The organism is Epibacterium ulvae (assembly GCF_018678075.1).
GTDB lineage: Bacteria > Pseudomonadota > Alphaproteobacteria > Rhodobacterales > Rhodobacteraceae > Epibacterium > Epibacterium ulvae_A.
In genome coordinates, this window is the sequence record NZ_JAHHIR010000028.1 from 38,839 (window position 1) to 63,007 (window position 24,169).

Sequence of the window (24,169 nt, forward strand, 5' to 3'; positions counted from 1 at the left end):
GCTTTCGTTCAACAGGTGCACCCCTGACATCAGCGCGCTTGGCTACGCAATTGACGGGTCAGAACGAGGTCCATTTGTCATCATTTGCAGCCATCGCAACCACGTGGTCGTCTTCTTCCACAAAATCCACAGCGGGCGCCGCAAGGGCCGGTGGCTGAGGCGCTTGCGTGATCACGGCCTGCGCACCAGACGAGTGTTCAGCGGTTTTGAATTTGTCGACATGACCAATGAGTTTATTCACATCTGCACGCAGCAAGTGTGACGCGGCAGTGCTTTCCTCGACCATGGCGGCGTTGCGTTGGGTGAACTGATCCAACTGCGAGATACCGGTGTTGATTTCGGACAGGGCGGTTGATTGTTCACGCGACGTCTGTGCGATCTGCTGCACCAGACCAGAGATATCCTTAACCTGGCCAACAATCACTGACAGTGCCTCGCCGGTGCGGCCAACCATTTCAACCCCTCGGCTCACCTGCTGACCGCTGGATTCGATGAGGGTTTTGATTTCCCGCGCCGCATCTGCGGACCGTTGCGCCAAACCACGCACTTCCGAGGCAACCACGGCAAACCCGCGTCCTGCTTCACCTGCACGCGCGGCTTCCACACCGGCGTTCAGCGCCAACAGGTTGGTCTGGAAGGCGATGTCGTCGATCACGCCGATGATCTGTGCGATCTGTGACGACGACGCCTCAATCTCGGTCATGGCTTCAATGGTTTCAGAAACAACACCGCCGCTTTCTTCGGCTTTGCTGCGTGCGGTTTCAACGGTTATTTCTACCGTCTCAACATGTTCAGTCGCCAAACGAACGCTGGTGGTCACTTCTTCCAAGGCCGCAACCGTTTGTTCCAGCGTGGCCGCTTGCGATTCCGTGCGTTCTGACAAGGTGTCCGCCGCGCCTGCAACCTCTGTCGCGCCTTTGTCGATGTTCAGAGCCGTTTCGCGCACGGTTACGATAACATCGTTGAGGCCGATCAAAGCGTCGTTGATGCTGTAGCGGAGCTTTTTGTGCTCAACCGGGAAGAACTCCAACACTTTGTTGCGGAAATCACCTTCTGACAGGCTCATCAGGGCCGCGCTCAGCAATTCGACCACGCGACGGTTGTCTTTTTGAACAATATCCTCGCGCGCCTGGGCCTCGGCACCTTCTTTCAAGAGGACCTGCAAATTGGCGATGGTTTTGGAGATGAAACCAACTTCATCGGTGCGATGCTGCCCCACAATGTCCTGGTCGTAGTTTTGTGCTGCGATCTGTTCCAGCTCGTAGGCAAGTTGCCCGATCCGTTTGATCACCCGTCGCACGGAGTACCAGACCAGGAAGCAGAGCAAAAAGCCGGTCACTGCCATTTCAATGATACCGGAAATTGTCGCGCGGTCGACGAACTTCATCGCTTCTGCACGGTCAATCTCAAACACCAGCCCCCAGCTTTCGCCATAGAGAGAGTCGACGTGATAGGTCTCAGAAATCACGATGGATCCGTGCGCACCAACGGACGACGGTGTGTAGACTTCCTCACCAGACAATGCGTATTTGATCTGCTCAAGATCCGGCAGCTTGTCCAGGGCCTTATAGGCGCCTTCGTGACGCGAATTCGACAGAGCCTTGCCACTGCTGCTGACCAAATAGATCTCACCACTTTCGCCCAGCAATTCGGACTCGGACAAGATGATCTGCATCGTTTCAAGCGGCAATTGCACCGCGACAACGCCAGCCCGGCGTCCATTTACAAACACGGGGGCGGACAAGAACATAACCGGTTCGCCCGCGCTTGCCTCATAGGCGACGATCTCGGACGCATGCATCTGCCCCGCCTCAAGCCGGTTTCCGGATTTGAACACTTCGCCCAGACCGCTGTCGGCGTATTTTCCGTTGTTGAAATTCAGGGCAAAGTCATCTGCTTTGGCAACCGAATAGACAAGGTTTCCGGCGGTATCAAAAAGGAACACATCGTTATAGCCACGCGCGCGCTGAAACGATCGTAGCCCGACATGGTGGCGTTCATGCGCCTGTGTCCAGAGGGAGCCGTCCTGAGCTGTTGTCAGCTCATCCTTTTGGCCGGCCGGTTTGGAATTGTCGGTGATATACATACGACGCAGATCGGCGGAGGCATCATTTCCATGAATCCTCCAACCGTTGGAAAAATCCGTAACCGCCGAGGTTACCGCCACACTGTCCGCAAGGGCGGTCACGTCGCGCCGCGCATCGTCGAGCCAGCGTTCGAGCGCCGCGCCCTTTTCATGTACGTAACTGGTATAAGCGGAGCGGTGGTCTTCTTCGATAGCATGCGACGCTTGTCGCAGCTGTGTAACGCTAAGCGCGGTGACCAAACACAACGATGGCATCGCTATTGTGAGTGGTAACTTCCAAGCGAGTTTCCAATCGGGTAACTTGAACATCCTGCAACCTTCCGAACACCATACTGACAACAACTCAATTCAGTATATCGTTAGGGTTGTTTCGTTTAAATCTAACTCACCCCAAGAGCTGTACCGCAAATTCATCAACAATTCACGCCTCGCAAGGTGAAAATCTTCGCAAAACGGTAAGTATTCCCCCGTAACGGCACCGTTTCCACGCGATGCTTCGTGCAAAAGGCTGAGGGACTGCTCCGTCAGGCCCTGCAAACGGCGGAACAGGCGAAACGGGCGCATTTTACCAAAACCTATGCCGGTGTCGTGCACAACTGATGCGCGACGGGGAGCTACGTGAATTACGTCTGGATGAGAGGAGAGTTGACGCACTCGGCGCAATCGCTAAACCTCAAAGGTAAGATCCAGGAGAAATTTGATGTCCGCATTTGAATACAAGGTCGTTCCCGCGCCCGCCAAAGGCACCAAGGCCAGGGGGGTAAAGACGCCAGAGGCGCGTTTTGCCAATTCGGTGGAGATCACCCTGAATGAAATGGCCGCCGAGGGGTGGGAATATCTGCGGGCTGAATTGTTGCCGTCAGAGGAACGGTCGGGGCTGACAAGCTCCACCACCAACTGGCGCAATGTGTTGGTGTTTCGCCGCGCAATTGAGCAACTCGTCCAAAATGCGATGGCATCTGAGGCAGTTCCAGCGCCTGCCGCGCCTGTTGTTGAAACGCCGCGGGCAGAAACCCAGCCGGATTTGCCTGCCGAGCCGCCGTTGTCGGTTGACGAAGATGAGATCGCTTTTGCCGGAGATCCTGAGGCTTCCCCGACCGCGCCATCCGTGCCGGGACCGGGGGCTGTGCGCATGCTCAAGGACGATGGCGTGGAAGAAGTGAGCCCGGTGTCCGGCCTCACCACTGCGTTGAAACGGCGCGCGACTCAGCGGACCGACGACGACAGCTGACCCGCCAGTCGCACATGCGATCAATGGGTTAGACAGCGCTTTAGACGCCCACATCCAACGCCAATGCGTGGATTTTGGGCATCACATCTCGGAGAGCTTTATGAATGGCGCGGTGTTGGGCCACCCGGTTTTGCGCGGCAAAGCTTTCGGCGCGAATACGCACGTTAAAGTGGCTTTCACCGCGTCCGTCGTGCCCTGCATGACCACGATGGCTGTCACTGTCGTCCACCACCTCAAGCTCGCTTGGGGCAAAGGCCGCGCGCAGCCGGTTTTCGATTTCGTCTCGCATGCTCATTTTCCGCTTATCTCCATAAAAATTCCTCTACCCCCCTTCTATCTCCTGCACCGTAGATTAGAATGCCAATCCCGAGTCGAATAGATGCGTCCAGAAGGTGACCCCCCATGAGCAAGTCAGATCCTTTCGGTTTTGATATGTCCGTCAGCACTTCCAAGAAGAAGAACCCGCGGGGCCGTCGCAGCGCGTCTGGTGCCTCGGAAACCTCGGTTCGTCAATGCGATCATCCGAGCTGCGAGCTGGCAGGAAAGTTCCGCGCGCCCAAGGCGCCCGATGTGTTGGATGATTTCTACTGGTTCTGTCAGGACCACATCCGCGAGTACAATCAAAAGTGGAACTTCTTTGAAGGCACCACTGAGGCCGAGCTGAATGCGCAGCGTTCCAAAGACAAGGTCTGGGAACGTGAGACCAAGCCGCTGGGTGACCCGGAAGCGCGCGCCTGGGCCCGCCTGGGCATCGAGGACCCGCATCAGGTTCTGGGCGGCAATGCCACGCAGAACCCCGGCCGCAGCGGCGGCGCAGTTGGACGCCGCCTGCCCCCGACCGAGCGGCGCGCGCTGGAGGTGCTGGAGGCCAAGGATGATTGGACCAAGGCTGACATCCGCAAAGCCTACAAGAAGCTGATCAAAGTGCTGCACCCCGACATGAACGGCGGCGACCGCAGCCAGGAAGAACAGCTTCAAGAGGTCATGTGGGCCTGGGATCAGGTCAAAGACAGCCGCTCTTTCAAGTAACCGACGCGGCCCGTTCACGGCACACAGACAAGCTCCGATCCTGGGATCGGGGCTTTGTTGTTTTTGATGCATGTGCCGGTTTGGCGCGGCGCATGCGGCACGACCCAAAACTGTTGAACCCGACGTGCCTTGGGTAAACTGCAGCATTGCTGTCTCAAAACATCCGATTTTTTGTTACACTCCATTGGTACCAGCGAGGGATAGGTGCAGATTGCGCCGCCTCCGTTGACGTAACAAAACACTGGGCTGCCCCCGGTGGGACTGTGGACAGGACCGATGACCGATCTTTTTAACAGCCTTCATCACATCTCGCTTTGGACCGCGATTGTTGCGGCTGCGGCCCTTGCTGCGCATCTAACGCTGAGCCTGCGACGTCCTGATCTGGGCCTGTGGCCTGCGGCAGAAGGCTGGCGGCATCATCTGGCCTTTGGCATCTTTCGCGTCTTTTGCGGTGCGACGGTGGTCTTTGCGGTCTGTGAAGTCTTTGTGAACGGGTTTGGCCATTGGGCCCGCTATGCGGTTGGCCTGCCGGTGATGATCGTGGCTTTTGGCATTACGCTGCGCGGATATAAATTCCTCGGCCTCGACAACACCTATTGCGAAAGCGATGGTCTGGTGACCGGCGGCATGTATGCCTATTCCCGCAATCCGCAATATGTGACCTCGGTTCTGGCGACGGTTGGTTTGGGGATCACCTCTGGCTCGCTGATTACCCTGGGCTTTGCGACTGCACTCTTTGCGCTCTACTTCCTGTTTGTTCTGAACGAGGAACGCTGGCTGCTGCTCGGTTACGATCGCGCCTTTGTCGACTATATGAAATCCACCCCACGGTTCGTTGACGAACGCAGCCTGGAGCGTGTGCATCAACAGATCAAAGCGGCGCTTTAGACGTATAAATACTGAGCAATTATACCCGTGCGCCGTTCGTTTCCCGCCTGACGCACGGCCCTGAATGCCGCGTAAGATACGTCACGCTCAAGAAATCCCAATTGAATTGTACTGGGACGTTCGATCCTCTTGCCCTTGGCGTCCAGATCGGGCACCAATCGGCGAGAAATGATCTGCCCTCTAGGAGGGGGAACGAGAATAAGGACGACGGCAATGAGCGACGGATTTCTGGACATCAACGCAAAACCGACTGAAACAATTTCGGTACGCGATGTATTTGGCATCGATACGGATATGACCGTAAAAGGCTTTGCCGAACGCTCAAGCCGTGTTCCCGAACTGGACCCGACTTATAAATTTGACCCAGACACTACGCTGGCGATCCTTGCAGGGTTCAGCCACAACCGCCGTGTGATGATCCAAGGTTACCACGGCACGGGTAAATCCACCCACATCGAACAGGTTGCCTCGCGCCTGAACTGGCCGTCGGTGCGTGTGAACCTCGACAGCCACATCAGCCGGATCGATCTGATCGGTAAGGACGCGATCAAACTGCGCGATGGCAAACAGGTCACCGAATTCCACGAAGGCATCCTGCCCTGGGCGCTACGCAACCCGGTTGCAATCGTGTTTGATGAATATGATGCGGGCCGCGCGGACGTGATGTTTGTGATCCAGCGTGTTCTGGAAACAGACGGTAAACTGACCCTGCTGGACCAGAACGAAATCATCACGCCAAACGCCAACTTCCGCCTGTTTGCCACCGCAAACACCGTCGGTCTGGGCGACACCACCGGTCTGTATCACGGCACCCAGCAGATCAACCAAGCGCAGATGGACCGTTGGTCTTTGGTGGCGACGCTGAACTACCTAAGCATCGACGCGGAAACCAATATCGTTCTGTCCAAAGCGCCCCATTACAACACCGCCGAAGGCCGCAAGAAGATCAGCCAGATGGTCACCGTTGCCGACCTGACCCGGACCGCGTTTATGAACGGTGATCTGTCGACCGTCATGTCACCACGGACCGTGATCAACTGGGCCCAAAACGCCGAGATCTTCCGCGACGTGGGCTATGCCTTCCGCCTGTCTTTCCTCAACAAATGTGATGAGCTGGAACGCCAGACCGTGGCGGAATTCTACCAGCGTTGTTTTGACGAAGAACTACCTGAAAGTGCTGCAAGCGTGAGCTTGGGATAAGACACAAAGGATAGCGGATATGCATATTGGCCTGATTGGCGGGATTGGCGTTGCGGCGACCATTGTCTATTACCAGCGGCTCACCGCTGCGGTAGACAAAATGGGCGCGCAACTTGATCTCACCATCAGCCACGGCGATATCCGAACCCTGATCCGCAACAACCTCGCGGATGACCGGATCCCGCAGGCAGAAATCTTTGCCCGCCAGATCGACAATCTGAAAGGTGCCGGATGTGATTGTGTCGCGCTGACCTCGCTTGGAGCGCATTTCTGCGTCGACGAGTTGGCGGCTCAATCCTCACTTCCCATTGTCTCGGGCGTGGATCCACTGGATGCATCTTTTGCAGCGCAGGGCATCGGCACAGTTGGGCTGTTGGGGACGCGGGTTGTGATGCGCAGCAGGCTTTATGGTCAACTGAGCAAGACCAAAGCCGTGGCGCTGGATGACGAGATCGAGACCCTCGGCCAAACCTATCAGGAGATGGCCGTTGCCGGACAATGCGACCCCCAGCAACGTGCCCTGTTGCTGGATGCGGGAAAACGCATGATCCAGGACCACGGCGCGGATGCGATTGTTCTGGCGGGGACCGATCTGAACCTAGCCTTTGACGGACAGGATCCGGGGTATACAGTAATAGATGCGCTTGATGTGCATGTGGCGGTTCTGGCCGATCTCGCATGTGGCAGCAAAAGTCTAGATGAAGTGGCTATGAAGACATGAGCAAACCAAACGACAATCCGGCCGATCCGTTCAAAAAAGCTCTGGCTGAGGCCACCAAAGTCATGGCTGATGATGCGGAGCTTTCGGTCAATTACACCGTCGACCCGGCGGGTCTGTCGGGCGACACCATGCGCCTGCCGCAAGTCTCACGCCGCATGACCCGCGATGAGGTCCTGCTGGCACGCGGCACGGCTGATGCGCTGGCGTTGAAGCGCCGCTACCACAATGATGAGCTGCACGCGAAATATGCCCCTCCGGGAGAGATGGCGCGTGAACTCTATGAGGCGATGGAAACTGCCCGCTGCGAAGCGATGGGTGCGCGTGACATGCCCGGCACCGCCTCAAACATCGACGTCAAAATCACCCATGAAGCGCTGCGCCGTGGTTATGATCAGGTAAAAACCTCCGCTGAAGCGCCATTGGCGGTCTCTGCCGGTTATCTGATCCGTCATCTGGCCACCGGCCGCCCTCTGCCCGCAGCGGCTGAAAACGTCATGGAGTTGTGGCGCGGGTTCATCGAATCCCAAGCCGGTGAGACATTGGAAAACCTGGACGAGACTCTGGCCGACCAATCCGCCTTTGCCAAATTTGCGCGCCGGATGATCGATGATCTGGGCTATGGCGACCAGCTGGGCGATGATCCCGATGAGCTGAGCGACGACGAAGATCTCGACGCCGAGGACGACGACACCGACGATCAGGAAGACCCCGATTCCAGCGGTCAGGACGAAGAGGAGCAGGACGACACCGACGCCTCTCCCGAACAGGCGCAGGAACAGCAGCAGGACGAAAGTCAGGCGCAAGTCAATATGGACGACATCGCCGATGAGGAGATGACGGAAGAGACCGAGATGCCGGAAGGGGAAGCCCCGCTTGACCCGCCGCCGCCTCCGCCGGTGTCCGAGGCTGATCCCGACTACAAAGTCTTCCTTGAGACCCATGACGAAGAGATCGCAGCAGAGGATCTGGCCGAACCACAAGAACTGGAACGCCTGCGCGCCTACCTGGACCAACAGCTGGAGCCACTGAAGGGCGCGGTGAGCCGCCTGGCCAACAAACTGCAACGCCGCCTGCAAGCGCAGCAAAACCGTTCATGGGAGTTTGACCTGGAAGAAGGCATTCTGGACGCAGGCCGCCTGGCACGGGTTGTGGCCAACCCCACAACGCCGCTGTCCTTCAAGATCGAACATGACACTGAGTTCCGCGATACTGTGGTGACGCTTTTGCTGGACAATTCCGGCTCGATGCGGGGCCGTCCCATTTCGATCGCAGCGATCTGCGCCGATGTTCTGGCGCGGACACTGGAACGGTGCAATGTGAAGGTCGAAGTCCTCGGCTTTACCACCCGCGCCTGGAAAGGTGGCCAAGCGCGTGAGGCGTGGTTGAACGATGGACGCCCACAGCAGCCTGGCCGTTTGAACGATCTGCGCCACATCATCTATAAGTCTGCGGACGCCCCTATGCGACGGACGCGCGCCAATCTGGGCCTGATGATGAAAGAGGGCCTGCTGAAGGAAAACATCGACGGCGAGGCGCTGGAATGGGCGCACCGTCGCATGGTGGGCCGTCCTGAGGCGCGTAAGATCCTGATGGTGATCTCGGACGGGGCACCGGTGGATGATTCAACCCTATCGGTGAACCCTGCAAATTACCTGGAAAAACACCTACGGGATGTGATCGCCATGGTAGAACGCCGCCGTCAGGTGGAGCTGCTTGCAATCGGGATCGGGCATGACGTGACGCGCTACTATGACCGCGCCGTGACCATCACGGATGTGGAACAACTGGCCGGTGCGATGACCGAACAGCTGGCGGCATTGTTCGACAGCGATCCCCGCGCCCGCGCACGTGTGATGGGCATCCGCAAAGCAAGCTGAGCGGCAGAAGCTTTCTGTCCCAAAACAAACAATCGCTCCCGCCCCTTGGATACTTGCATCACAGATGCAAAACCAAGTGTTGGGCCGGGCCGCGCTGACGCGCGGCATGTTGGTCTACGCCACCTTCGCCACATAGCCCGCGCCGCGCATCAGCGCGGCGCTATGCCCAACGGGTTTTGGGCATCTCTTTGATGTACAAAACCGGGCGGGAGCCTCTGTTTTCTGCAGCTCACCGTTATCTGCGACTTGCGCCTTTTTAGACAACATGGAACAACTTTTGGACCAGGAATGCCTGCCTCACTTGAGGCGCTGATTTGGCCGATTTTCCAGGACAGGAGCCTATTGCATGTATCAGAGCTTTGACGTGACAGCCCGCCCCGAACAGGGACCACCACGCTTGCAAAAACTGCGCCGTGAATTGGAGCGCGTGGAACTCGACGGGTTCCTGATCCCGCGCGCTGACGCCCATCAGGGAGAGTATGTCTCTGAACGGGACGAGCGTTTGGCGTGGGTCACGGGCTTCACCGGATCAGCCGGCTTTTGTGCCGCTCTCCGCAACAGCGCCGGCGTTTTCATCGATGGACGCTACCGCTCGCAAGTCAAACAACAGGTTGCGCTCGATTTCACCCCGGTCCCCTGGCCCGAAGTGTCGCTTGCTGAATGGCTGATAGAACAACTCCCCCAAGGTGGCACAATCGGGTTTGATCCCTGGCATTATTCCGCCGGACAGATCGCACAGCTGGAACAGGCACTTAGCGACCACGACATTCACCTCCGACAGAGCGAAAACCTGGTTGATCTGATCTGGGACGATCAACCCGCCGCACCTTCGCAGCCCGTGACTTTACATCCGGACAGCCAAGCAGGCGAAACCGTTGCGCAGAAAACGCAGCGTCTGTCCGCGAGCCTTAAATCCGCAGGCCAGTCCGCAGCCGTCTTGACCCTGCCGGACAGCATCATGTGGCTGCTGAATATCCGTGGCTCTGATGTCGCCCATCATCCAGTGGCGCTGTGCTTTGCCGTGTTGCATGACACCGGTCGCGTGGACCTTTTTATCGAAGCGGACAAGTTGGCGCAGTCCGACGTGGACCTGGGCCGCGATGTCACCCAACACGCGCCATCCGAGTTTCTGGATTTCATCGGCGGTTTGAACGGATCGGTTCTGGTCGACAAGGCTACCGTGCCTCAGATCGTCGCCGACCGCCTGGGGACACGGATGCAGGCCGGCGTCGATCTCTGTGCCCTGCCCAAAGCGATCAAGAACACGGCCGAGGTCGAAGGCAGCGCTGCAGCGCATCTGCGCGATGGGGCTGCAGTGGTTGAACTGTTGGCTTGGCTCGACACACAAGCGCCGGACAGCTGCACGGAAATCGACATCGTCAAACACCTCGAAGAGTTGCGCCGTCTCGATCCCGCCTTGCGTGAAATCAGCTTTGACACCATTGCAGGCACCGGGCCCAATGGCGCGATCATGCACTACCGCGTGACCGAAGAGACCAACGCCACGCTGGAAGACGGGCAACTTCTGGTGTTGGACAGTGGCGGTCAGTATCTGGATGGCACCACCGATATCACCCGCACCATTGCCATTGGCACCCCGGGCGCAGAGGAAGGTGCCTGTTTCACCCGCGTCCTTCAGGGCATGATCGCCATGTCGCGCCTGCGTTGGCCGCGAGGACTGGCCGGGCGAGACATCGAATGCGTCGGGCGCATGCCCTTGTGGTTGGCCGAGCAGGACTTCAACCATGGTCTCGGCCACGGGGTTGGTGCCTATCTCAGTGTCCATGAGGGCCCGCAACGCCTAAGCCGCACCAGTGACGTTGCGTTACAAGAGGGGATGATCCTGTCGAATGAGCCGGGTTATTACCGCGAAGGCGCATTTGGTATTCGCATTGAGAACCTGGTGGTGGTAGAGAAGGCCACTGCCCTGCCAGGCGGTGATGCAGAGCGCGACTTTCTGTCATGGCGCACTCTGACCTATGCTCCGATAGACCGACGATTGATTGTCGCAGATATGTTGAGCACAGATGAAAAGGACTGGTTGAACACCTACCATTCCGAGGTCGCAGAAAAGCTTGCGCCGTATCTGACACCGCATGCAAAAGCATGGCTGGCCGAAGCGACGCAGGAAGTTTGAAACCTTCCTGTTACAATCAACGGGCACAAGCCTGTAACACTCTGAACGATTGAGGGATCAAAACATGAGCGATATCCGCATTCGCAAGATCGAAGGCACCTGGGTTGTACGCTCCGGGGGCGCTGTTCTGGGGGAGAGCACACGGGTTCTGGAACTGACCGAAGGCGAGTCTGCTCCTGTACATTTCTTCCCCCGCGATGACATTGCTATGGCGATGTTGGATGAGAACGGCAAAACCGTGGAAGACGCGGACAAAGGCACGGCGACCTATTTCGACATCGTCAACCTGTCCTCCACCACGCGGGACGCAGCCTGGTCATTCAAGGCACCAACGCCGGCTTTGGCGGACGTAAAGGACTATGTTGCCTTTGCCAAGATCGAAAGTCTGAAGGTCGAAATGGTCTGAACCTCGGCCCACATGACCTGTTCAAGCAAAAGCGCACTCCTTGGGAGCTGCGCTTTTTTCATGCAACCAACGCAGGTTTTCAACTCAACGCAGACCGTGCATTAACGAAATTTAACAAATCTGCGAGCGGTTCAGGCATGATCCGCGCGAATTTGTGAGCTGGTTGTTTCAATAAGTCTTACAACATAAATCGCGTTTAACGGACGAAACACGATCATCTGACGATGGCTGATGAAACTCCATCGCGCATTCAATTGCAAAATCTATGAGTGAATCCAAAGCCCTACGGGCATGGTCACTATCTGCGTTTGCTCTTTTTATTTCAACCCGTTTGGGATTTACGTCTTGTGGGCACATTTCGCTGTTTTCCGCAAAATTGTGATTAACTGCTCGTTCACAATTATTTTTCTTGGTTAACGTCTCCAGATCAAATGAAAGAAACATTTAACCAGTGTGCGATGCAAAAAGATCACAGATTGTGATCGCGCGTGATGTGGGTGTTTTTCCGCTGATCGCACCCCACCAGACCGGCGCAAATCAGCTGTGTTCTTCTGCGGCAGCAGCTGCGAGGGCGGAATTATAGGCTTTGAGCGCATCGATATGGAACAGTGCCCCCAACAATTCGGGGGTGCCATCCGCACCTGCATCCATGATCGGGATGTATTCCAGATCCTGGTCCCGATCAAACAAGGGCATGGCACTGTCCAGGGTGGCGGTGACGGGCAGCAGCACGCCATCCGCCATCAAGGTGCGGCACAGCGCCTCTGACGGGCCGCGCGGATCACCCATGGGGCGCATCAAGCCTCCGCAATTCTGGAGCGCCAGAACATAGTCCTGTGGGCCCGCCGCGCAGTGGATCCCGCGATTTTCCAACTGGGTGAGAAAGAACGAGCGATCCACGACTTGCGACGCAAAGGCGGTGGAGACCGAGATAGCAACCATCACCGCAAGGCCAATCTGCCAATCGCCGGTCAGCTCAAACACGATCAACGTGGTGGAAATCGGCGCGCCCAAAACGGCGGCGGCAACGGCCCCCATGCCGGCAAAGGCATAAAGCGTATGAACGCCGGAGACCTCGGGCAATATACTGGTGGCAATCCAGCCAAAAGCCAACCCCGTGAGTGCACCAATCATCAAGGCAGGTGAAAAGACGCCGCCGCCCATGCGCCCGCCCATAGTTATGGCGACAGCTGCGGTCTTGATGATCACAAACAGAATACATTGCTGCACCGTCAACTGCCCCATCAGGGCAAGCGCGGTGGTCTCATAGCCGACGCCGATAATATGCGGGAACCAGATCGCGATGAAGCCCAGCAAGGCCCCACAGATCGCTGGACGTAGCCAACGCGGCAGGCCGGATGCGTCCTGAATGGTATTGACCAACTGCTCGGTAAAGAAAATCGACCGCATCAGGACCACGGCCACAACGCCGCACACTGCGCCCAGCAATAGAAACGCGGGCAGCTCCACATAGAACTGCAGCTCTCCCGGTGTGACCAGGTCGAATTCGGCAACATTGCCGAACTCCAGACGGTTGATCACGGTGCCCGCAACCGAGGCGATGACGATGGGGGCAAAAGCGTGCACCGCGAAATGGCGCAGCACAACCTCAAGCGCGAATAGCGCCCCAGCGATGGGCGCGTTGAAGCTGGCCGACACAGCCCCCGCCACAGCGCAGCCCAGAAGGTCACGCCCGGTGATCGCATCCGCACGGATCCAATTGCTAACCCAGGTGGAGATGACACCGGCCAGATGCACCACCGGCCCCTCTCGCCCCGAAGACCCACCGGTGCTGAGTGTGACAAGCGACGCAAAAGCGGAGGCAAGGCCAGCCCGCCGCTCTACCCGACCGTCGTGCAATGCGGCCCCTTCGATCACATCCGCCACCGACCGCACCCGCGCGTCGGGCGTGAAATGATGCAGCACGATCCCCACGATCAGACCGCCACAAGTCGGGATCAACAAGAGCATGTACCAGGGCAGACCATCGGCAAAGGAATGGATGAAATCCACGTCCTCGGCCCCATAAGCCCAGGCTTGCAGCCCGTTGATTGCCTTGCGAAAGAACAAGGCCGCAGCGCCCGCCGAAATCCCGATGACCAGCGCGATCAACCAGAACTGGAACTGGCTAGGCCCCCGTTGACGCAAAACGCGCCATGAGGAGCGCATGGACGAGCGCCAGTCCCGATAGAGGGTATGAAGGATCGCGTTAATGGAACGGAGCATATGAGACAGTGCGTTGTGTATTGGCCTTCACTGTCAACCAGAGCACCTCTAACACATCGTAAAAATCTGCTTTTTTTTCCGAAGTTTCGAGGTGACAGAGGGGGGGCACGTTCAGCTCTCCTGCAGGAGCAGAGCTTTGGCCGCGCCGCGCGCCTCATCCGTGATCGTGTCGCCAGCGACCATGCGTGCGATCTCATCCACGCGTGCATCATCGGGGAGCGGCACCACCTGCGACAGGGTAATGCCGTTTGTGACCCGTTTTTGCACCCGCCAGTGATGAGCCCCTTGGGCGGCAACCTGCGGTGAGTGGGTGACCACCAGAACTTGACTGCCATCGGCAAGCGCCCGCAGGCGACGTCCAACCGCATCAGCGGTTGCGCCACCGACACCGCGGTCGATCTCATCAAAGATCAGCGTTTTGCTGGCGTCTTCGCCGCGCAGACAGACTTTGAGCGCGAGCAGGAACCGGCTGAGTTCACCGCCCGATGCGATTTTGTTCAGCGGACCGGATGGGGCGCCGGGGTTGGTGGCCACGGTAAAAGCGACGCTATCGATACCCTCAGCGCTCGGCTCTGCGGGCGTGATTTCGGTCTGGAACACCGCGCGTTCCATCTTGAGCGGGGAAAGCTCTGCCATGACCGCCCTATCCAGCTTGGCCGCATGTTTGCAGCGAGCAGCGCTGAGCTTTTCTGCGGCCGTGTCAAAAGCCGCTTGTGCCGTCCTCAGCGCCTGTTCCTGCTCTTCCAGGTTCTGATCCCCGGCATCCAACGCAGCCAGCTTTTCGCGCAAACGATCAGCATAGGTCGCAAGCTCATCCGGCAGCACGTCATGTTTGCGCGCCAAGGCACGGATGGCAAAAAGACGTTCTTCACAGCTCTCCAGCTCGGTTGGGTCAAAATCAAGGTTGTTCAGAATACGGCCTACGGCGGATTCCGCATCGCCGAGTTCAGCCATCGCGCGATCCAAGGATGCCAACGGTTCGGCCAGATCATCGGCCCCCTCGCCGCTGACGCTTTCGAGCCAACGATAGGCCTCGGACATTGTCTGTTCCGCACCGTCAGTCAGCAAGCCATGGGCGCGCGCAATGTCGCCGCGAATTTTCTCAGCGTTCTGCATCTGACGACGACGGATATCGAGGGTTTCTTCCTCCCCCGGTTCTGGCGCCAGTTTGTCCAGCTCAGCGACCGCATGGCGCAGAAATTCTTCTTCGGCGCGGGCGGCTTCCAGCGTGGCGCGTGTGGCGTCGACGGCCTTGCGCGCGGATGACGCCGCTGCCCAGGTTTTGCGGGTCTTGGCCAACAGCGTGTCTGCCTTGGCAAAGTCATCCAACATACCCCGGTGGCCACGCGGGTTCAGCAGGCCCCGATCATCGTGTTGGCCATGAAGTTCCAGAAGTGTCGCCGACAAAGCGCGCAAAACGTCGCCAGAACAGCGGCGATCATTGACCCAAGCGGTCTTGCGCCCATCGGCCGTATTCACGCGGCGCAGCAACAGCTCGTCACTGACCGGCAGGCCCGCTTCTTCCAGAACCGCATGGGCTGGGTGATTGTCGGGTAGATCAAATTCTGCGAGCACTTCACCCTGTTTGGCACCCTGCCGGACCAGTTCCGACCGACCGCGCCAGCCCAAAACAAAACCCAGCGAATCCAAAAGGATAGACTTCCCTGCACCCGTTTCACCGGTCAAAACATTGAGCCCGGGCTGAAACTGCAGCTCCAGGTGATCAATGATCAACATGTCTCGGATTTCAAGTGCTCGAAGCATGGCCCCGCCCTATTCCTGTACCAGCGGTTACAACCATTCCCCTTTGACCGATTGGCGATAGATCTGGCTCAACCAGTTGCCACCGCGGTCTTTGAGCTTGAGCCCGTTGGAGGTGAGCAGTTTGAAGCTGTCCTCGTACCACTCAGTCGATTGGTAGTTATGACCGAGTACCGCACCGGCGGTTTGCGCCTCATCAGTCAGGCCGAGCGAAAGGTAGGCCTCGACCAGACGGTGCAGCGCTTCGGCGGTGTGGGATGTGGTTTGGAAATCTTCAACAACCACGCGGAAGCGGTTGATCGCCGAGGTGAAGTGCCCCTGGCGCAGATAGTAGCGTCCGATTTCCATTTCCTTGGCCGCGAGGTGGTCAAAGGCCAGGTCGAATTTCAGAATCGCAGAGCTGGCGTATTCGCTGTCTGGATAAACCTCGATCACTGTCCGCAATGCCTGCAAAGCCTGAAATGTCAGACCCTGGTCGCGGCCGATCTCGTCGATCTGGTCATAATAGCTGAGCGCCAGCAAATATTGCGCATAGGCCGCGTCGTCATCGGCAGGATAGAAGTCGATAAACCGCTGCGCCGCACCGCGGCTGCTTTCGTAGTCTTGCCCACCGTGAAAGGTAAAGGCCTGCATAATCAGGGCCTGACGGGCCCAATCGGAATAGGGATAGAGACGCTCAACCTCGGAAAAGAAGTAAGCCGCATCCTTGTTGCGCTTACGCGCCAGCTCGAATTCACCGCGCTCAAAGATCTGCTGAGGCGTGAAGATTTCGAGGTTTTCCGAACGTACCGCCGCGTCCCCGTCTGCGCCGCCGCAGCCAGCTAGGACCGCCACCAGAAGAACTGAACCCGCGAATTTTGTGGCCGCTCTGATGCCGAACATATGTCTAACCTCGTCGTCATTCCAACCGGGGCGCACCCCACCGTGCAGGGTCTAGCACAATCATTTGTGGGACAAAATGCCTTTCGCCCCTATCCCGTTCACTTGGCCCGGAATATGCCGTTTGGTCAAGGGTATGCTGGTCAAGAGAACGCGACCTTTGTCCCCTTTTGTCATACGAAACATGTGACGCAAGAAAAAGGCCCGCGTGGCGGGCCAATCGGTTTTTCAATTGTACTTAGAACGACACGCGTTTCAGGCGACGCGGCGTTGTTGCGGGATTTCGTCCCACACCAGCCCTTGGCCCGGAAGGCGTGCAATCATGATCGGATCGCAGAGAACTTGCTCAACTGCACCGGGCGTATCAAACAGAGCTCGCAGAAGCGTGTTTGTCAGCGAATGGCCCGCACGATCGCCAATGTAGTGGCCAAAGATTGGACCACCCGCCAGCGCCAGATCGCCCAAGGCATCCAGCATCTTGTGGCGCACCGGTTCATCAGAGTGGCGCAGACCACCACCGCTTTCGACAGACGTGCCATCAAAGACAACGGCATTTTCACCGGGCACACCACCCAGAGCAAGACCAGCGGCCTGCATCGCATCCACGTCAGAGCGACGGCAGAAGGTCCGACATTCACAAAGCTCACGGGCAAAGGCCCCGTTGCGCATGTCCATGCTGCGGGTTTGTTGACCGATGGCTCGATCTGCAAAATCGATATGGAATTCGATCTTCAACCGATCCATAGGTTTCAGCGTGGCCCGCGCGCCTTCGGCGTTGGTGACGCTGACTTCTTTTTTCACGCGATAGGCGGTGATCGGCTGGGTTTGACGTGCCACACCATGTTGCATGATGCCGCGTACAAAATGCGCAGACGAGCCGTCCATGATCGGAACTTCGGGACCGTCAAGCTCGATCAGAGCGTTGTGGACCCCACAGCCCGCAAGCGCGGCCATGATATGTTCAACGGTGGAGACGGAGACCTGTGCTGCATTGACAAGGCGCGTACACAGAGGCGAACGTTCAACAAGGTTCCAGATGGCCGGAACAACAGTGTTACCCAAAGCGATATCAGTGCGTTTAAAAACGATCCCATGCCCCGCAGGTGCCGGGATGAGTTTCATACGAACAGGTTCACCTGAATGAAGGCCAACGCCGTCGAAAGTCACCGATGCTTTAAGCGTATTTTGCACACTGTGCCTCGTTCGTTGCAACGATCGCATAGATCGCCTGTTCAAAAGAGTTAAGAGTTTCGCAGAAAAGTCACAATTCAATCTTTGTAACGGATTGAAACACGAGTGAAAGAAATAGGCAGATCCCCGCTCACGCTAAGTTAATTACTTGTTTCAAAACGGAAAAGCCGCCTTTCGGCGGCCTTTCAATCGGTAACATCTGAAATATTTAGTTTGCCTGACGGCGGAGAAACGCTGGAATTTCGATGCGTTCTTGATCCGGGTCACCTTGACGCTGCGGTTGCGGCGCCGGAGCGGCCTGCGGTGCGGCTGCCTGTTGCACCGGCGGTTGCTGGCGCATCGGGGCGTTTTGACCGTGATCCGGCTGGCTATTGTTGGTCATCCGGTGGATCAGCGAGTTCAACCCAAAACGACGCTGTTCAGCGGCGTCCTGTTGTGGCGCGGGCTCCGACTGCGGCGCGGCAGCAGGCTGCTTCACTTGCGGGGTCATACGCTGTTGGGGCTGCGCGGCAGCTGCTGCGGCTTGAAGGCGTTGCAACGCTTCTGGCGACGGGGTGCCGGGCGCAGGTGCCTTGGGCGCAACAAAACCAGGGGTGGTTTCTTGCATGGTATCGGGCTGCGGCTGGAAGTCGGACACAGCCGGACGATAGGCAGGCGGCGGCAAGCCGTCGTCGCCCATGGGTTCGGCATGTTCGATCACTTGCGGCTCGGGCTCTGCGCTTGCGGCGGGCTCCATGCCTTCAAACAAGGACGGCTCTTGCGGCTGTGCGACGGGCTCTTCGCCACGGGTTGCTACGTTGTTCAGCTCAAGCGGCGCTGCTTCAGAAGCTTTGGCTTCGACCGATACGGTTTGCGTCAATGGTGCTGACATCGGGCGACGCGGCACCGGCATGTCGGTGTTCACATCCGTGGCGTCGATACCGGTTGCCACGACAGAGACGCGCATCTTGCCGTCCATCTCTGTGTCCAGAGTAGAGCCGACGATGATGTTTGCCTCTGGGTCCACTTCCTCGCGGATGCGGTTGGCGGCTTCGTCCAGTTCGAATAGGGTAAGGTCGTGACTGCCGGTGATGTTGATCAGAACGCCTTTTGCACCGCGCAGCGAAATCTCGTCCAACAGCGGGTTCGCGATGGCCTTTTCGGCCGCCTGAACCGCGCGATCTTCGCCTTCGCCCTCGCCGGTGCCCATCATCGCTTTGCCCATTTCGTCCATCACGGCACGAACGTCAGCAAAGTCGAGGTTGATCAGACCTGGACGTACCATCAGATCGGTGACGCCTTTGACACCCTGATAAAGAACATCGTCCGCCATCGAGAAGGCTTCGGTAAAGGTGGTCTTTTCATTCGCCAGACGGAACAGGTTCTGGTTCGGAATGATGATCAGCGTGTCGACAACTTTTTGCAGCGATTCCACACCCTCTTCGGCCTGGCGCATACGTTTGCCGCCTTCGAATTGGAAGGGTTTGGTCACAACACCAACGGTCAAGACACCCAGCTCACGCGCGGCTTGCGCGATGATTGGGGCCGCCCCGGTTCCGGTGCCACCGCCCATACCAGCGGTGATAAAGCACATATGCGCCCCCGCCAGATGGTCGACAATCTGTTCAATGCTTTCTTCAGCTGCGGCTGAGCCAACCGAGGGGCGCGCGCCGGCACCAAGACCTTCGGTGACTTTGACACCAAGCTGCACACGGCTTTTGGCTGAACTTTGTTGCAGCGCCTGTGCGTCTGTATTGGCAACGACGAATTCGACGCCATCCAGCTCCTTGGCAATCATATTATTCACAGCATTGCCGCCGGCCCCGCCGACACCAAACACCGTGATCCGCGGCCGCAGTTCTTCTTGTCCGGGCATCGAAAGGTTCAAAGCCATGATCTATCCGCCTGTGTTTTTAGCCCTCCCGCAAAGGGCTTTTCCTGTCCTAAATTAAATCAAGTCTACCCAACGACAGGTGACGCGTCATCCCCTAATGCACAAGCGACCACAAAATATGGCCGTTTTAAGGGTAAAAGAACGCGGCATTTCGCCGATCAGGGCAGATATTGCGGAAACCGCCGGAGCAGACACAACGAACGAAAGCGCCGCAGGGCAAACCTCCGGTGCACATCTTTCGGTAAATTGGTGGCCTGCTCGACCGCCTGTGTGCCGACATTCTGCGGCAATTAATGAAGTCTTAGCGATAATCGCGGGCGCTGTCACGCCCGATTACCAATTCTCTTTGAACCAACGCACCGCACGACGGAAAGTGCCACGGGTGTGCTTATCCACGGGCATTTCAAAATCCCACCATTCATCCTGTGGGTGTGCTGCCAACAGACAAAGCCCAACGGAGGAGGCAAAACTGGGACCGGTCGCAGATTGCGGCAAGCCGTGCACACGAAGCGGACGTCCCAGACGCACCTGATGTCCCAGAATACGTGTAGCCAACCCATCCAGCCCCATGATCTGGCTGGAGCCCCCGGTCAAAACGATCTGTTGGCTAGGCAAATGCTCAAAACCGGCCGCATCCAGGCGGGCGCGAACTTCCTCGAGGATTTCTTCCACACGTGGACGCATAATTCCGATCAGCTCGGCCCGGCTGACTGTGCGCCGGTCATGTTCCCAATCGCCCGTGTCACCACCAATATCGATCATATCGCGGTCATCGGCACCGGTGGCCTGCACGCCACCACAGAAGGTCTTGATCCGTTCGGCATTGGCGGTTGGCACGCTCAACCCCATAGAGATGTCGCTGGTAATATGATCACCACCCATGCGCACGGCATCGGCATAGATCATGTGTTTCTTCATAAAGACCGAGATCGAGGTCGACCCGCCTCCCATATCAATACAGGCCGCGCCCAGCTCCTGCTCATCTTCTACGAGAGCGGAAAAACCCGAGGCATAGGCCGAGGACGCGATCCCGGCGAGTTCGAGATCACAGCGTTTGATACAATGGACCAGGTTTTGAACAATCGGCGCATCAACGGTCAACATATGCATGTCAACCTCCAGCGCATGGCCTATCTGGCCCCGTGGATCACTGAGGCCCGAGCGATGATCCAAGGCGAAATTGATCGGCTGGGCATGCAACACTTCGCGGTCGCCGCCATATTCCGGAACTTCACACGCCGCCAGAACGCGGGCCACCTCGTTTTCGGTGACCTCCTGCCCTTCCAGATTGACCTGCGCGTTGAGGCCATATGACCGAGGGTGCGCGCCTGAGAAACAGGCGATGACGTGATCCACCCGTACGGCGGCCATTTTCTGCGCGCCTTGAACAGCGGTTCGGATCGCGCGTTCGGTCTCTTGCATGGCGGAGATTTCACCAAATTGCACACCGCGTGACCGGGTAGTGTTGGCACCAATGACGCGAAATCCGGATTGCCCCGCCAGCGCGCCCACCGAGCCGTCTTCGCCCATACGATCCGGCCCGTCAAAGCGCAGGATCAGGCAGGCGATTTTGGAACTGCCCACATCCAGGATCGCCACCACACCACGCTGCATCGCCAACCGACGCATCTGCCGCATTGCACGTTGTGATTGATAGAGATCTGCCATGTTACGGATTGCCTGCGTTGGTTTGTTTGATGTGCCACCAATTCTCGACTGCGTATTCCGTCATACGCACAGTTGGACGCGCCGCCAAGCGCATATCGACCGCTGCCACATCTCGCTCCAGCAGCTCTTGCACTTCACTGACCGCAATCACACGTTCCAAGGCGGACAGTGGATCATCGGCTGGCAGCAAAATGCGCTGTTCCCGGTCCAGAACCACGTCCCAGCGCCGCTCGCCAATACGCACCAGACCGCGCAATCGCCCGTTCAGCGGACGTGAGGCATCCACCAATTGCAGCGCTTCAGCCACGTGTTCATCCGCTCCTCGCCCCACGATCAATGGCAGCAAAGGATGCAGATCACGGCTGCCAAGCTCCGCAACAAAGGCGCCGGACTCGTCCAGCAACGCCAGACCATCTCGGGTGCGCCAAACCACAGCCGGGGTGCGCTCCACCACGTCGACCTGCAGGATCCCGCCGGGACGAATGCGGACCTTGGCGGTTTTCACCGGATCCAGGGTTTCGACCAGCTCGCGCAGCTCAGCCAGCTCCAGATCAAAGGAGCTGAGCGGGAAGTCGATCGACATGATCTCGCGAATATCTTCAGACAGATCCCGGCCCGCGCCGTCAATCGCCATGACATTGACCAGAAACTCTGACCGGTTTTCAAACTCAGCGCGCAGCTCATTGGCGGTGCTGACAATCAGATCCCGACGCGCTTCATCCGCCAAGAAAACACTGAGCGCTGCGACAACCGCACAGAGCGGCACGCCAAAGCGGACGCCCATGCGAATACCGGGCGTAAGCATCCAGCGCTGGATTCGATACTTCAGACGGGAGGGGGCGGGGTCAACTTTGTGGACCGAAGTCCGGATCAGAACCCTTTGGATCAACGATCGCACGAGGCATCCTCCACCAAAGCCGCGCAGAGCTGGCCAAAGGTCAAACCGCTGTGTTCGGCCTGTTCCGGTGACAGCGAAGTTGGCGTCATTCCAGGTTGGGTGTTGACCTCGAGCAGGATCAAACCGTCTTTGCCCTTACTCTCATCCCAGCGGAAATCGGTGCGGCTGAGGCCACGACACCCAAGCGCCTGATGCGCGGTGACCGCATACTCCATACACAGATCAAAGATCTCAGCCGGCAGATCTGCAGGCACCACATGGCGCGATCCACCGGGTTTATATTTCGCGTCATAATCATACCAACCATCGGTCAGAATATCGGTCACAGTCAGCGCGCGATCCCCGAGGACAGAAACGGTCAGATCGCGCCCGGGCACGAAGGCCTCTACCAGGACCTGGTCAGGCATCGTTGTGTCCAGCTGCGGCGGGGTGTTGCTGTTTTCATGCACCAGATAGATGCCAACGCTAGAGCCTTCGTTGTTCGGCTTCACCACATAAGGCGCGGCCATCACATGGGCGCGCGCCACGTCCTCTTTGGCAAACAGACCGCTTTGTGCAATCGGCAGTCCCGCCACACGGAACGTTTCTTTGGATCGCTGTTTGTCCATCGCAAGCGCTGAGGCAAGAACGCCGGAATGGGTGTATGGAAGTTTCAGCCACTCCAGAATACCCTGAACGCAGCCGTCTTCGCCCCAGCGACCATGCAGGGCGTTGAAAACCACATCTGGCTGCACATTCTTGAGTTGATCGACCAGGTCACCGCCTGCATCGATCTCCACAACCTCATATCCCTCTCCCCGCAGTGCGGTCGCGCATTCACGACCTGTTGACAAGGACACTTCGCGTTCCGCCGAAGGTCCACCCATCAATACTGCGACTTTTGGGAGGGCCGTGCTCGTCCCACTCACCATACCGCGCCTCGAAAGCTCACGGGGCATTTGCGCCCCTTATTGTTACTGCCCTTTGCGGGCAAATCTTGTGGGGGCGTTCCCCAGTCGGTTCAAACCGCGCAGCTTGCGAATACTCGAAAAGATACAACGCGGCGTGACCCGTTAACCATTAGGCCACGAAAGTTAGTAAAAACCTAACGCCCATTAACCAAGATGCCGGATTGGGCAAATTCTCGTTACAGCGGTTCGCCAACTCTCATGATTTCCCATTCTAGCGTGATGCCAGAATCGTCGTAAACAGTTTTTCGCACCTCTTCGCCCAAACCTTCAAGGTCTGCGGCAGTTGCGCCACCGGTATTGATCATAAAGTTGGAATGTTTCTCGCTCATCTGCGCACCACCGCGTGTGGCCCCGCGCAGACCGGCGTTGTCGATGACCTTCCAGGCTTTCAAATCATGCACGTCGTCCGCGCGCCCTGTCGACGAAAACCCGGCCGGATTGCGAAAGGTTGAGCCTGCACTGCGGTCTTTGGTTGGCTGCGTCTCATCTCGTTTCTTGAGCTGTGCGTCCATGCGCGCGTGCAGCTCATCCGGGCGGCCCATGACACCATTGAACGTGGCCGCGACCAGCACTGCGCCCTCGGGCAGGTCGGACTGGCGGTATTGGAAATTCAGCTCTCCGGCCGTGAGCTCGCGGATCTCGCCCTGACGGGTGACAAGGGTCGCCGACTGGAACACATCCGCCACATAGGAGCCATAACAGCCCGCGTTCATCCGCACCGCACCGCCGATGGAGCCCGGAATTGTGCGCAGAAACGTCAGATCGACGCCCGCATCGGCTGCTTTCCTGGCCACATGCGCATCCAGGGCTGCGGCGCCGGCGGTGACACGGTCGCCCGCAACCGCGATCCCGTTAAAGCCGCGCCCAAGGCGGATCACCACCGCCCGCAAACCACCATCGCGCACGATCAGGTTGGAGCCGACACCCATGGGAAAGACCGGCACCGTAGGGTCAAGATGGCGCAGGAAATGGGCGAGATCCTCCAGATCGGCAGGTTGAAACAGATAATCCGCCGGACCACCGACCCGCAGCCAGGTCAACCCCGAGAGATCGCGGTTCTCGGTCAATGTGCCGCGCACTGTTGGAAGATCTGCCATACCCGCTCCCGCCGCAAAGGCCCTTGAAAAACTGGAGATGGGTTTAGGGCA

19 protein-coding genes are annotated in these 24,169 nt (G+C 58.0%); 8 read left to right on the forward strand and 11 right to left on the reverse strand.

Annotation, left to right across the window (positions count from 1 at the left end; translation table 11 throughout):
* Nucleotides 1–58 precede the first annotated feature (58 nt).
* Nucleotides 59–2,395 carry a methyl-accepting chemotaxis protein gene (locus KMP13_RS07310; RefSeq protein WP_215265192.1) on the reverse strand — a complete coding sequence of 779 codons (2,337 nt, stop codon included), beginning with the start codon at nucleotides 2,393–2,395 and terminating at the stop codon, nucleotides 59–61.
* A gap of 391 nt (nucleotides 2,396–2,786) precedes the next feature.
* Here KMP13_RS07310 and KMP13_RS07315 point away from each other — a divergent pair, with 391 nt between their 5' ends.
* Nucleotides 2,787–3,317: a DUF4177 domain-containing protein gene (locus tag KMP13_RS07315; RefSeq protein ID WP_215265193.1), complete on the forward strand. Its 531-nt coding sequence runs from the start codon at nucleotides 2,787–2,789 to the stop codon at nucleotides 3,315–3,317.
* A gap of 40 nt (nucleotides 3,318–3,357) precedes the next feature.
* Here KMP13_RS07315 and KMP13_RS07320 read toward each other — a convergent pair whose 3' ends face one another.
* Nucleotides 3,358–3,612, reverse strand: coding sequence for a BolA family protein (locus KMP13_RS07320; protein ID WP_215265195.1), 255 nt, complete (start codon nucleotides 3,610–3,612; stop codon nucleotides 3,358–3,360).
* A gap of 107 nt (nucleotides 3,613–3,719) precedes the next feature.
* On the opposite strand from KMP13_RS07320, the gene KMP13_RS07325 reads away from it, so the two are divergent.
* The 7 genes from KMP13_RS07325 to KMP13_RS07355 all read left to right on the forward strand — a co-directional run bounded on the left by KMP13_RS07325 (nucleotide 3,720) and on the right by KMP13_RS07355 (nucleotide 11,575).
* Nucleotides 3,720–4,346, forward strand: coding sequence for a DnaJ domain-containing protein (locus tag KMP13_RS07325; protein ID WP_215265196.1), 627 nt, complete (start codon nucleotides 3,720–3,722; stop codon nucleotides 4,344–4,346).
* Nucleotides 4,347–4,622: 276 nt separating this feature from the next.
* Nucleotides 4,623–5,234, forward strand: coding sequence for a methyltransferase family protein (locus tag KMP13_RS07330; RefSeq protein ID WP_215265197.1), 612 nt, complete (start codon nucleotides 4,623–4,625; stop codon nucleotides 5,232–5,234).
* 213 nt (nucleotides 5,235–5,447) lie between these two features.
* Complete coding sequence (cobS, locus tag KMP13_RS07335; RefSeq protein WP_215265198.1) at nucleotides 5,448–6,434, forward strand: cobaltochelatase subunit CobS; 987 nt, start codon at nucleotides 5,448–5,450, stop codon at nucleotides 6,432–6,434.
* Between the two features lie 19 nt (nucleotides 6,435–6,453).
* Nucleotides 6,454–7,155, forward strand: a complete 702-nt coding sequence (locus tag KMP13_RS07340) for an aspartate/glutamate racemase family protein (protein WP_215265199.1) — start codon at nucleotides 6,454–6,456, stop codon at nucleotides 7,153–7,155.
* Nucleotides 7,152–9,032: a cobaltochelatase subunit CobT gene (cobT, locus tag KMP13_RS07345; protein ID WP_215265200.1), complete on the forward strand. Its 1,881-nt coding sequence runs from the start codon at nucleotides 7,152–7,154 to the stop codon at nucleotides 9,030–9,032. Before KMP13_RS07340 ends, cobT begins: the two co-directional genes overlap by 4 nt.
* Nucleotides 9,033–9,378: 346 nt before the next feature.
* Nucleotides 9,379–11,169: an aminopeptidase P family protein gene (locus KMP13_RS07350; protein ID WP_215265201.1), complete on the forward strand. Its 1,791-nt coding sequence runs from the start codon at nucleotides 9,379–9,381 to the stop codon at nucleotides 11,167–11,169.
* A 64-nt stretch (nucleotides 11,170–11,233) separates the two neighbouring features.
* Nucleotides 11,234–11,575 carry a DUF427 domain-containing protein gene (locus KMP13_RS07355; RefSeq protein ID WP_215265202.1) on the forward strand — a complete coding sequence of 114 codons (342 nt, stop codon included), beginning with the start codon at nucleotides 11,234–11,236 and terminating at the stop codon, nucleotides 11,573–11,575.
* A gap of 537 nt (nucleotides 11,576–12,112) precedes the next feature.
* On the opposite strand, the gene KMP13_RS07360 is transcribed toward KMP13_RS07355, so the two are convergent.
* The 9 genes from KMP13_RS07360 to murB form a co-directional block, all read right to left on the reverse strand.
* The gene (locus KMP13_RS07360) at nucleotides 12,113–13,744 is read right to left on the reverse strand and encodes a chloride channel protein (RefSeq protein ID WP_435370345.1); all 1,632 of its coding nucleotides are present in this window, start codon (nucleotides 13,742–13,744) and stop codon (nucleotides 12,113–12,115) included.
* 168 nt (nucleotides 13,745–13,912) lie between these two features.
* Nucleotides 13,913–15,565 carry a DNA repair protein RecN gene (gene recN / locus KMP13_RS07365; protein ID WP_215265204.1) on the reverse strand — a complete coding sequence of 551 codons (1,653 nt, stop codon included), beginning with the start codon at nucleotides 15,563–15,565 and terminating at the stop codon, nucleotides 13,913–13,915.
* A 27-nt stretch (nucleotides 15,566–15,592) separates the two neighbouring features.
* A complete protein-coding gene (locus KMP13_RS07370) occupies nucleotides 15,593–16,444 on the reverse strand; it encodes an outer membrane protein assembly factor BamD (RefSeq protein ID WP_215265205.1) in 852 nt (283 codons plus the stop codon).
* Between the two features lie 252 nt (nucleotides 16,445–16,696).
* Nucleotides 16,697–17,662, reverse strand: coding sequence for a UDP-3-O-acyl-N-acetylglucosamine deacetylase (gene lpxC / locus KMP13_RS07375; protein WP_215265206.1), 966 nt, complete (start codon nucleotides 17,660–17,662; stop codon nucleotides 16,697–16,699).
* Between the two features lie 178 nt (nucleotides 17,663–17,840).
* Nucleotides 17,841–19,505, reverse strand: coding sequence for a cell division protein FtsZ (gene ftsZ, locus KMP13_RS07380; protein WP_215265207.1), 1,665 nt, complete (start codon nucleotides 19,503–19,505; stop codon nucleotides 17,841–17,843).
* Nucleotides 19,506–19,838: 333 nt separating this feature from the next.
* A complete protein-coding gene (ftsA, locus tag KMP13_RS07385; RefSeq protein WP_215265208.1) occupies nucleotides 19,839–21,173 on the reverse strand; it encodes a cell division protein FtsA in 1,335 nt (444 codons plus the stop codon).
* A gap of 1 nt (nucleotide 21,174) precedes the next feature.
* Nucleotides 21,175–22,071, reverse strand: coding sequence for a cell division protein FtsQ/DivIB (locus tag KMP13_RS07390; protein ID WP_353055691.1), 897 nt, complete (start codon nucleotides 22,069–22,071; stop codon nucleotides 21,175–21,177).
* Entirely contained in the window at nucleotides 22,059–22,982 is a 924-nt protein-coding gene (locus KMP13_RS07395; RefSeq protein ID WP_215265277.1) for a D-alanine--D-alanine ligase, read from the reverse strand. The genes KMP13_RS07390 and KMP13_RS07395 overlap by 13 nt, the downstream gene beginning before the upstream one ends.
* Nucleotides 22,983–23,197: 215 nt before the next feature.
* Nucleotides 23,198–24,118, reverse strand: coding sequence for a UDP-N-acetylmuramate dehydrogenase (gene murB / locus KMP13_RS07400; protein ID WP_215265209.1), 921 nt, complete (start codon nucleotides 24,116–24,118; stop codon nucleotides 23,198–23,200).
* Between the last annotated feature and the right edge of the window lie 51 nt (nucleotides 24,119–24,169).

Coding starts and splice junctions, on each gene's coding strand:
- KMP13_RS07310 (WP_215265192.1), bottom strand. CDS start 2,395: ATGTTCAAGTTACCCGATTGGAAACTCGCTTGGAAGTTACCACTCACA.
- KMP13_RS07315 (WP_215265193.1), top strand. CDS start 2,787: ATGTCCGCATTTGAATACAAGGTCGTTCCCGCGCCCGCCAAAGGCACC.
- KMP13_RS07320 (WP_215265195.1), bottom strand. CDS start 3,612: ATGAGCATGCGAGACGAAATCGAAAACCGGCTGCGCGCGGCCTTTGCC.
- KMP13_RS07325 (WP_215265196.1), top strand. CDS start 3,720: ATGAGCAAGTCAGATCCTTTCGGTTTTGATATGTCCGTCAGCACTTCC.
- KMP13_RS07330 (WP_215265197.1), top strand. CDS start 4,623: ATGACCGATCTTTTTAACAGCCTTCATCACATCTCGCTTTGGACCGCG.
- cobS (WP_215265198.1), top strand. CDS start 5,448: ATGAGCGACGGATTTCTGGACATCAACGCAAAACCGACTGAAACAATT.
- KMP13_RS07340 (WP_215265199.1), top strand. CDS start 6,454: ATGCATATTGGCCTGATTGGCGGGATTGGCGTTGCGGCGACCATTGTC.
- cobT (WP_215265200.1), top strand. CDS start 7,152: ATGAGCAAACCAAACGACAATCCGGCCGATCCGTTCAAAAAAGCTCTG.
- KMP13_RS07350 (WP_215265201.1), top strand. CDS start 9,379: ATGTATCAGAGCTTTGACGTGACAGCCCGCCCCGAACAGGGACCACCA.
- KMP13_RS07355 (WP_215265202.1), top strand. CDS start 11,234: ATGAGCGATATCCGCATTCGCAAGATCGAAGGCACCTGGGTTGTACGC.
- KMP13_RS07360 (WP_435370345.1), bottom strand. CDS start 13,744: ATGCGCTCCTCATGGCGCGTTTTGCGTCAACGGGGGCCTAGCCAGTTC.
- recN (WP_215265204.1), bottom strand. CDS start 15,565: ATGCTTCGAGCACTTGAAATCCGAGACATGTTGATCATTGATCACCTG.
- KMP13_RS07370 (WP_215265205.1), bottom strand. CDS start 16,444: ATGTTCGGCATCAGAGCGGCCACAAAATTCGCGGGTTCAGTTCTTCTG.
- lpxC (WP_215265206.1), bottom strand. CDS start 17,662: ATGCGATCGTTGCAACGAACGAGGCACAGTGTGCAAAATACGCTTAAA.
- ftsZ (WP_215265207.1), bottom strand. CDS start 19,505: ATGGCTTTGAACCTTTCGATGCCCGGACAAGAAGAACTGCGGCCGCGG.
- ftsA (WP_215265208.1), bottom strand. CDS start 21,173: ATGGCAGATCTCTATCAATCACAACGTGCAATGCGGCAGATGCGTCGG.
- KMP13_RS07395 (WP_215265277.1), bottom strand. CDS start 22,982: ATGGTGAGTGGGACGAGCACGGCCCTCCCAAAAGTCGCAGTATTGATG.
- murB (WP_215265209.1), bottom strand. CDS start 24,118: ATGGCAGATCTTCCAACAGTGCGCGGCACATTGACCGAGAACCGCGAT.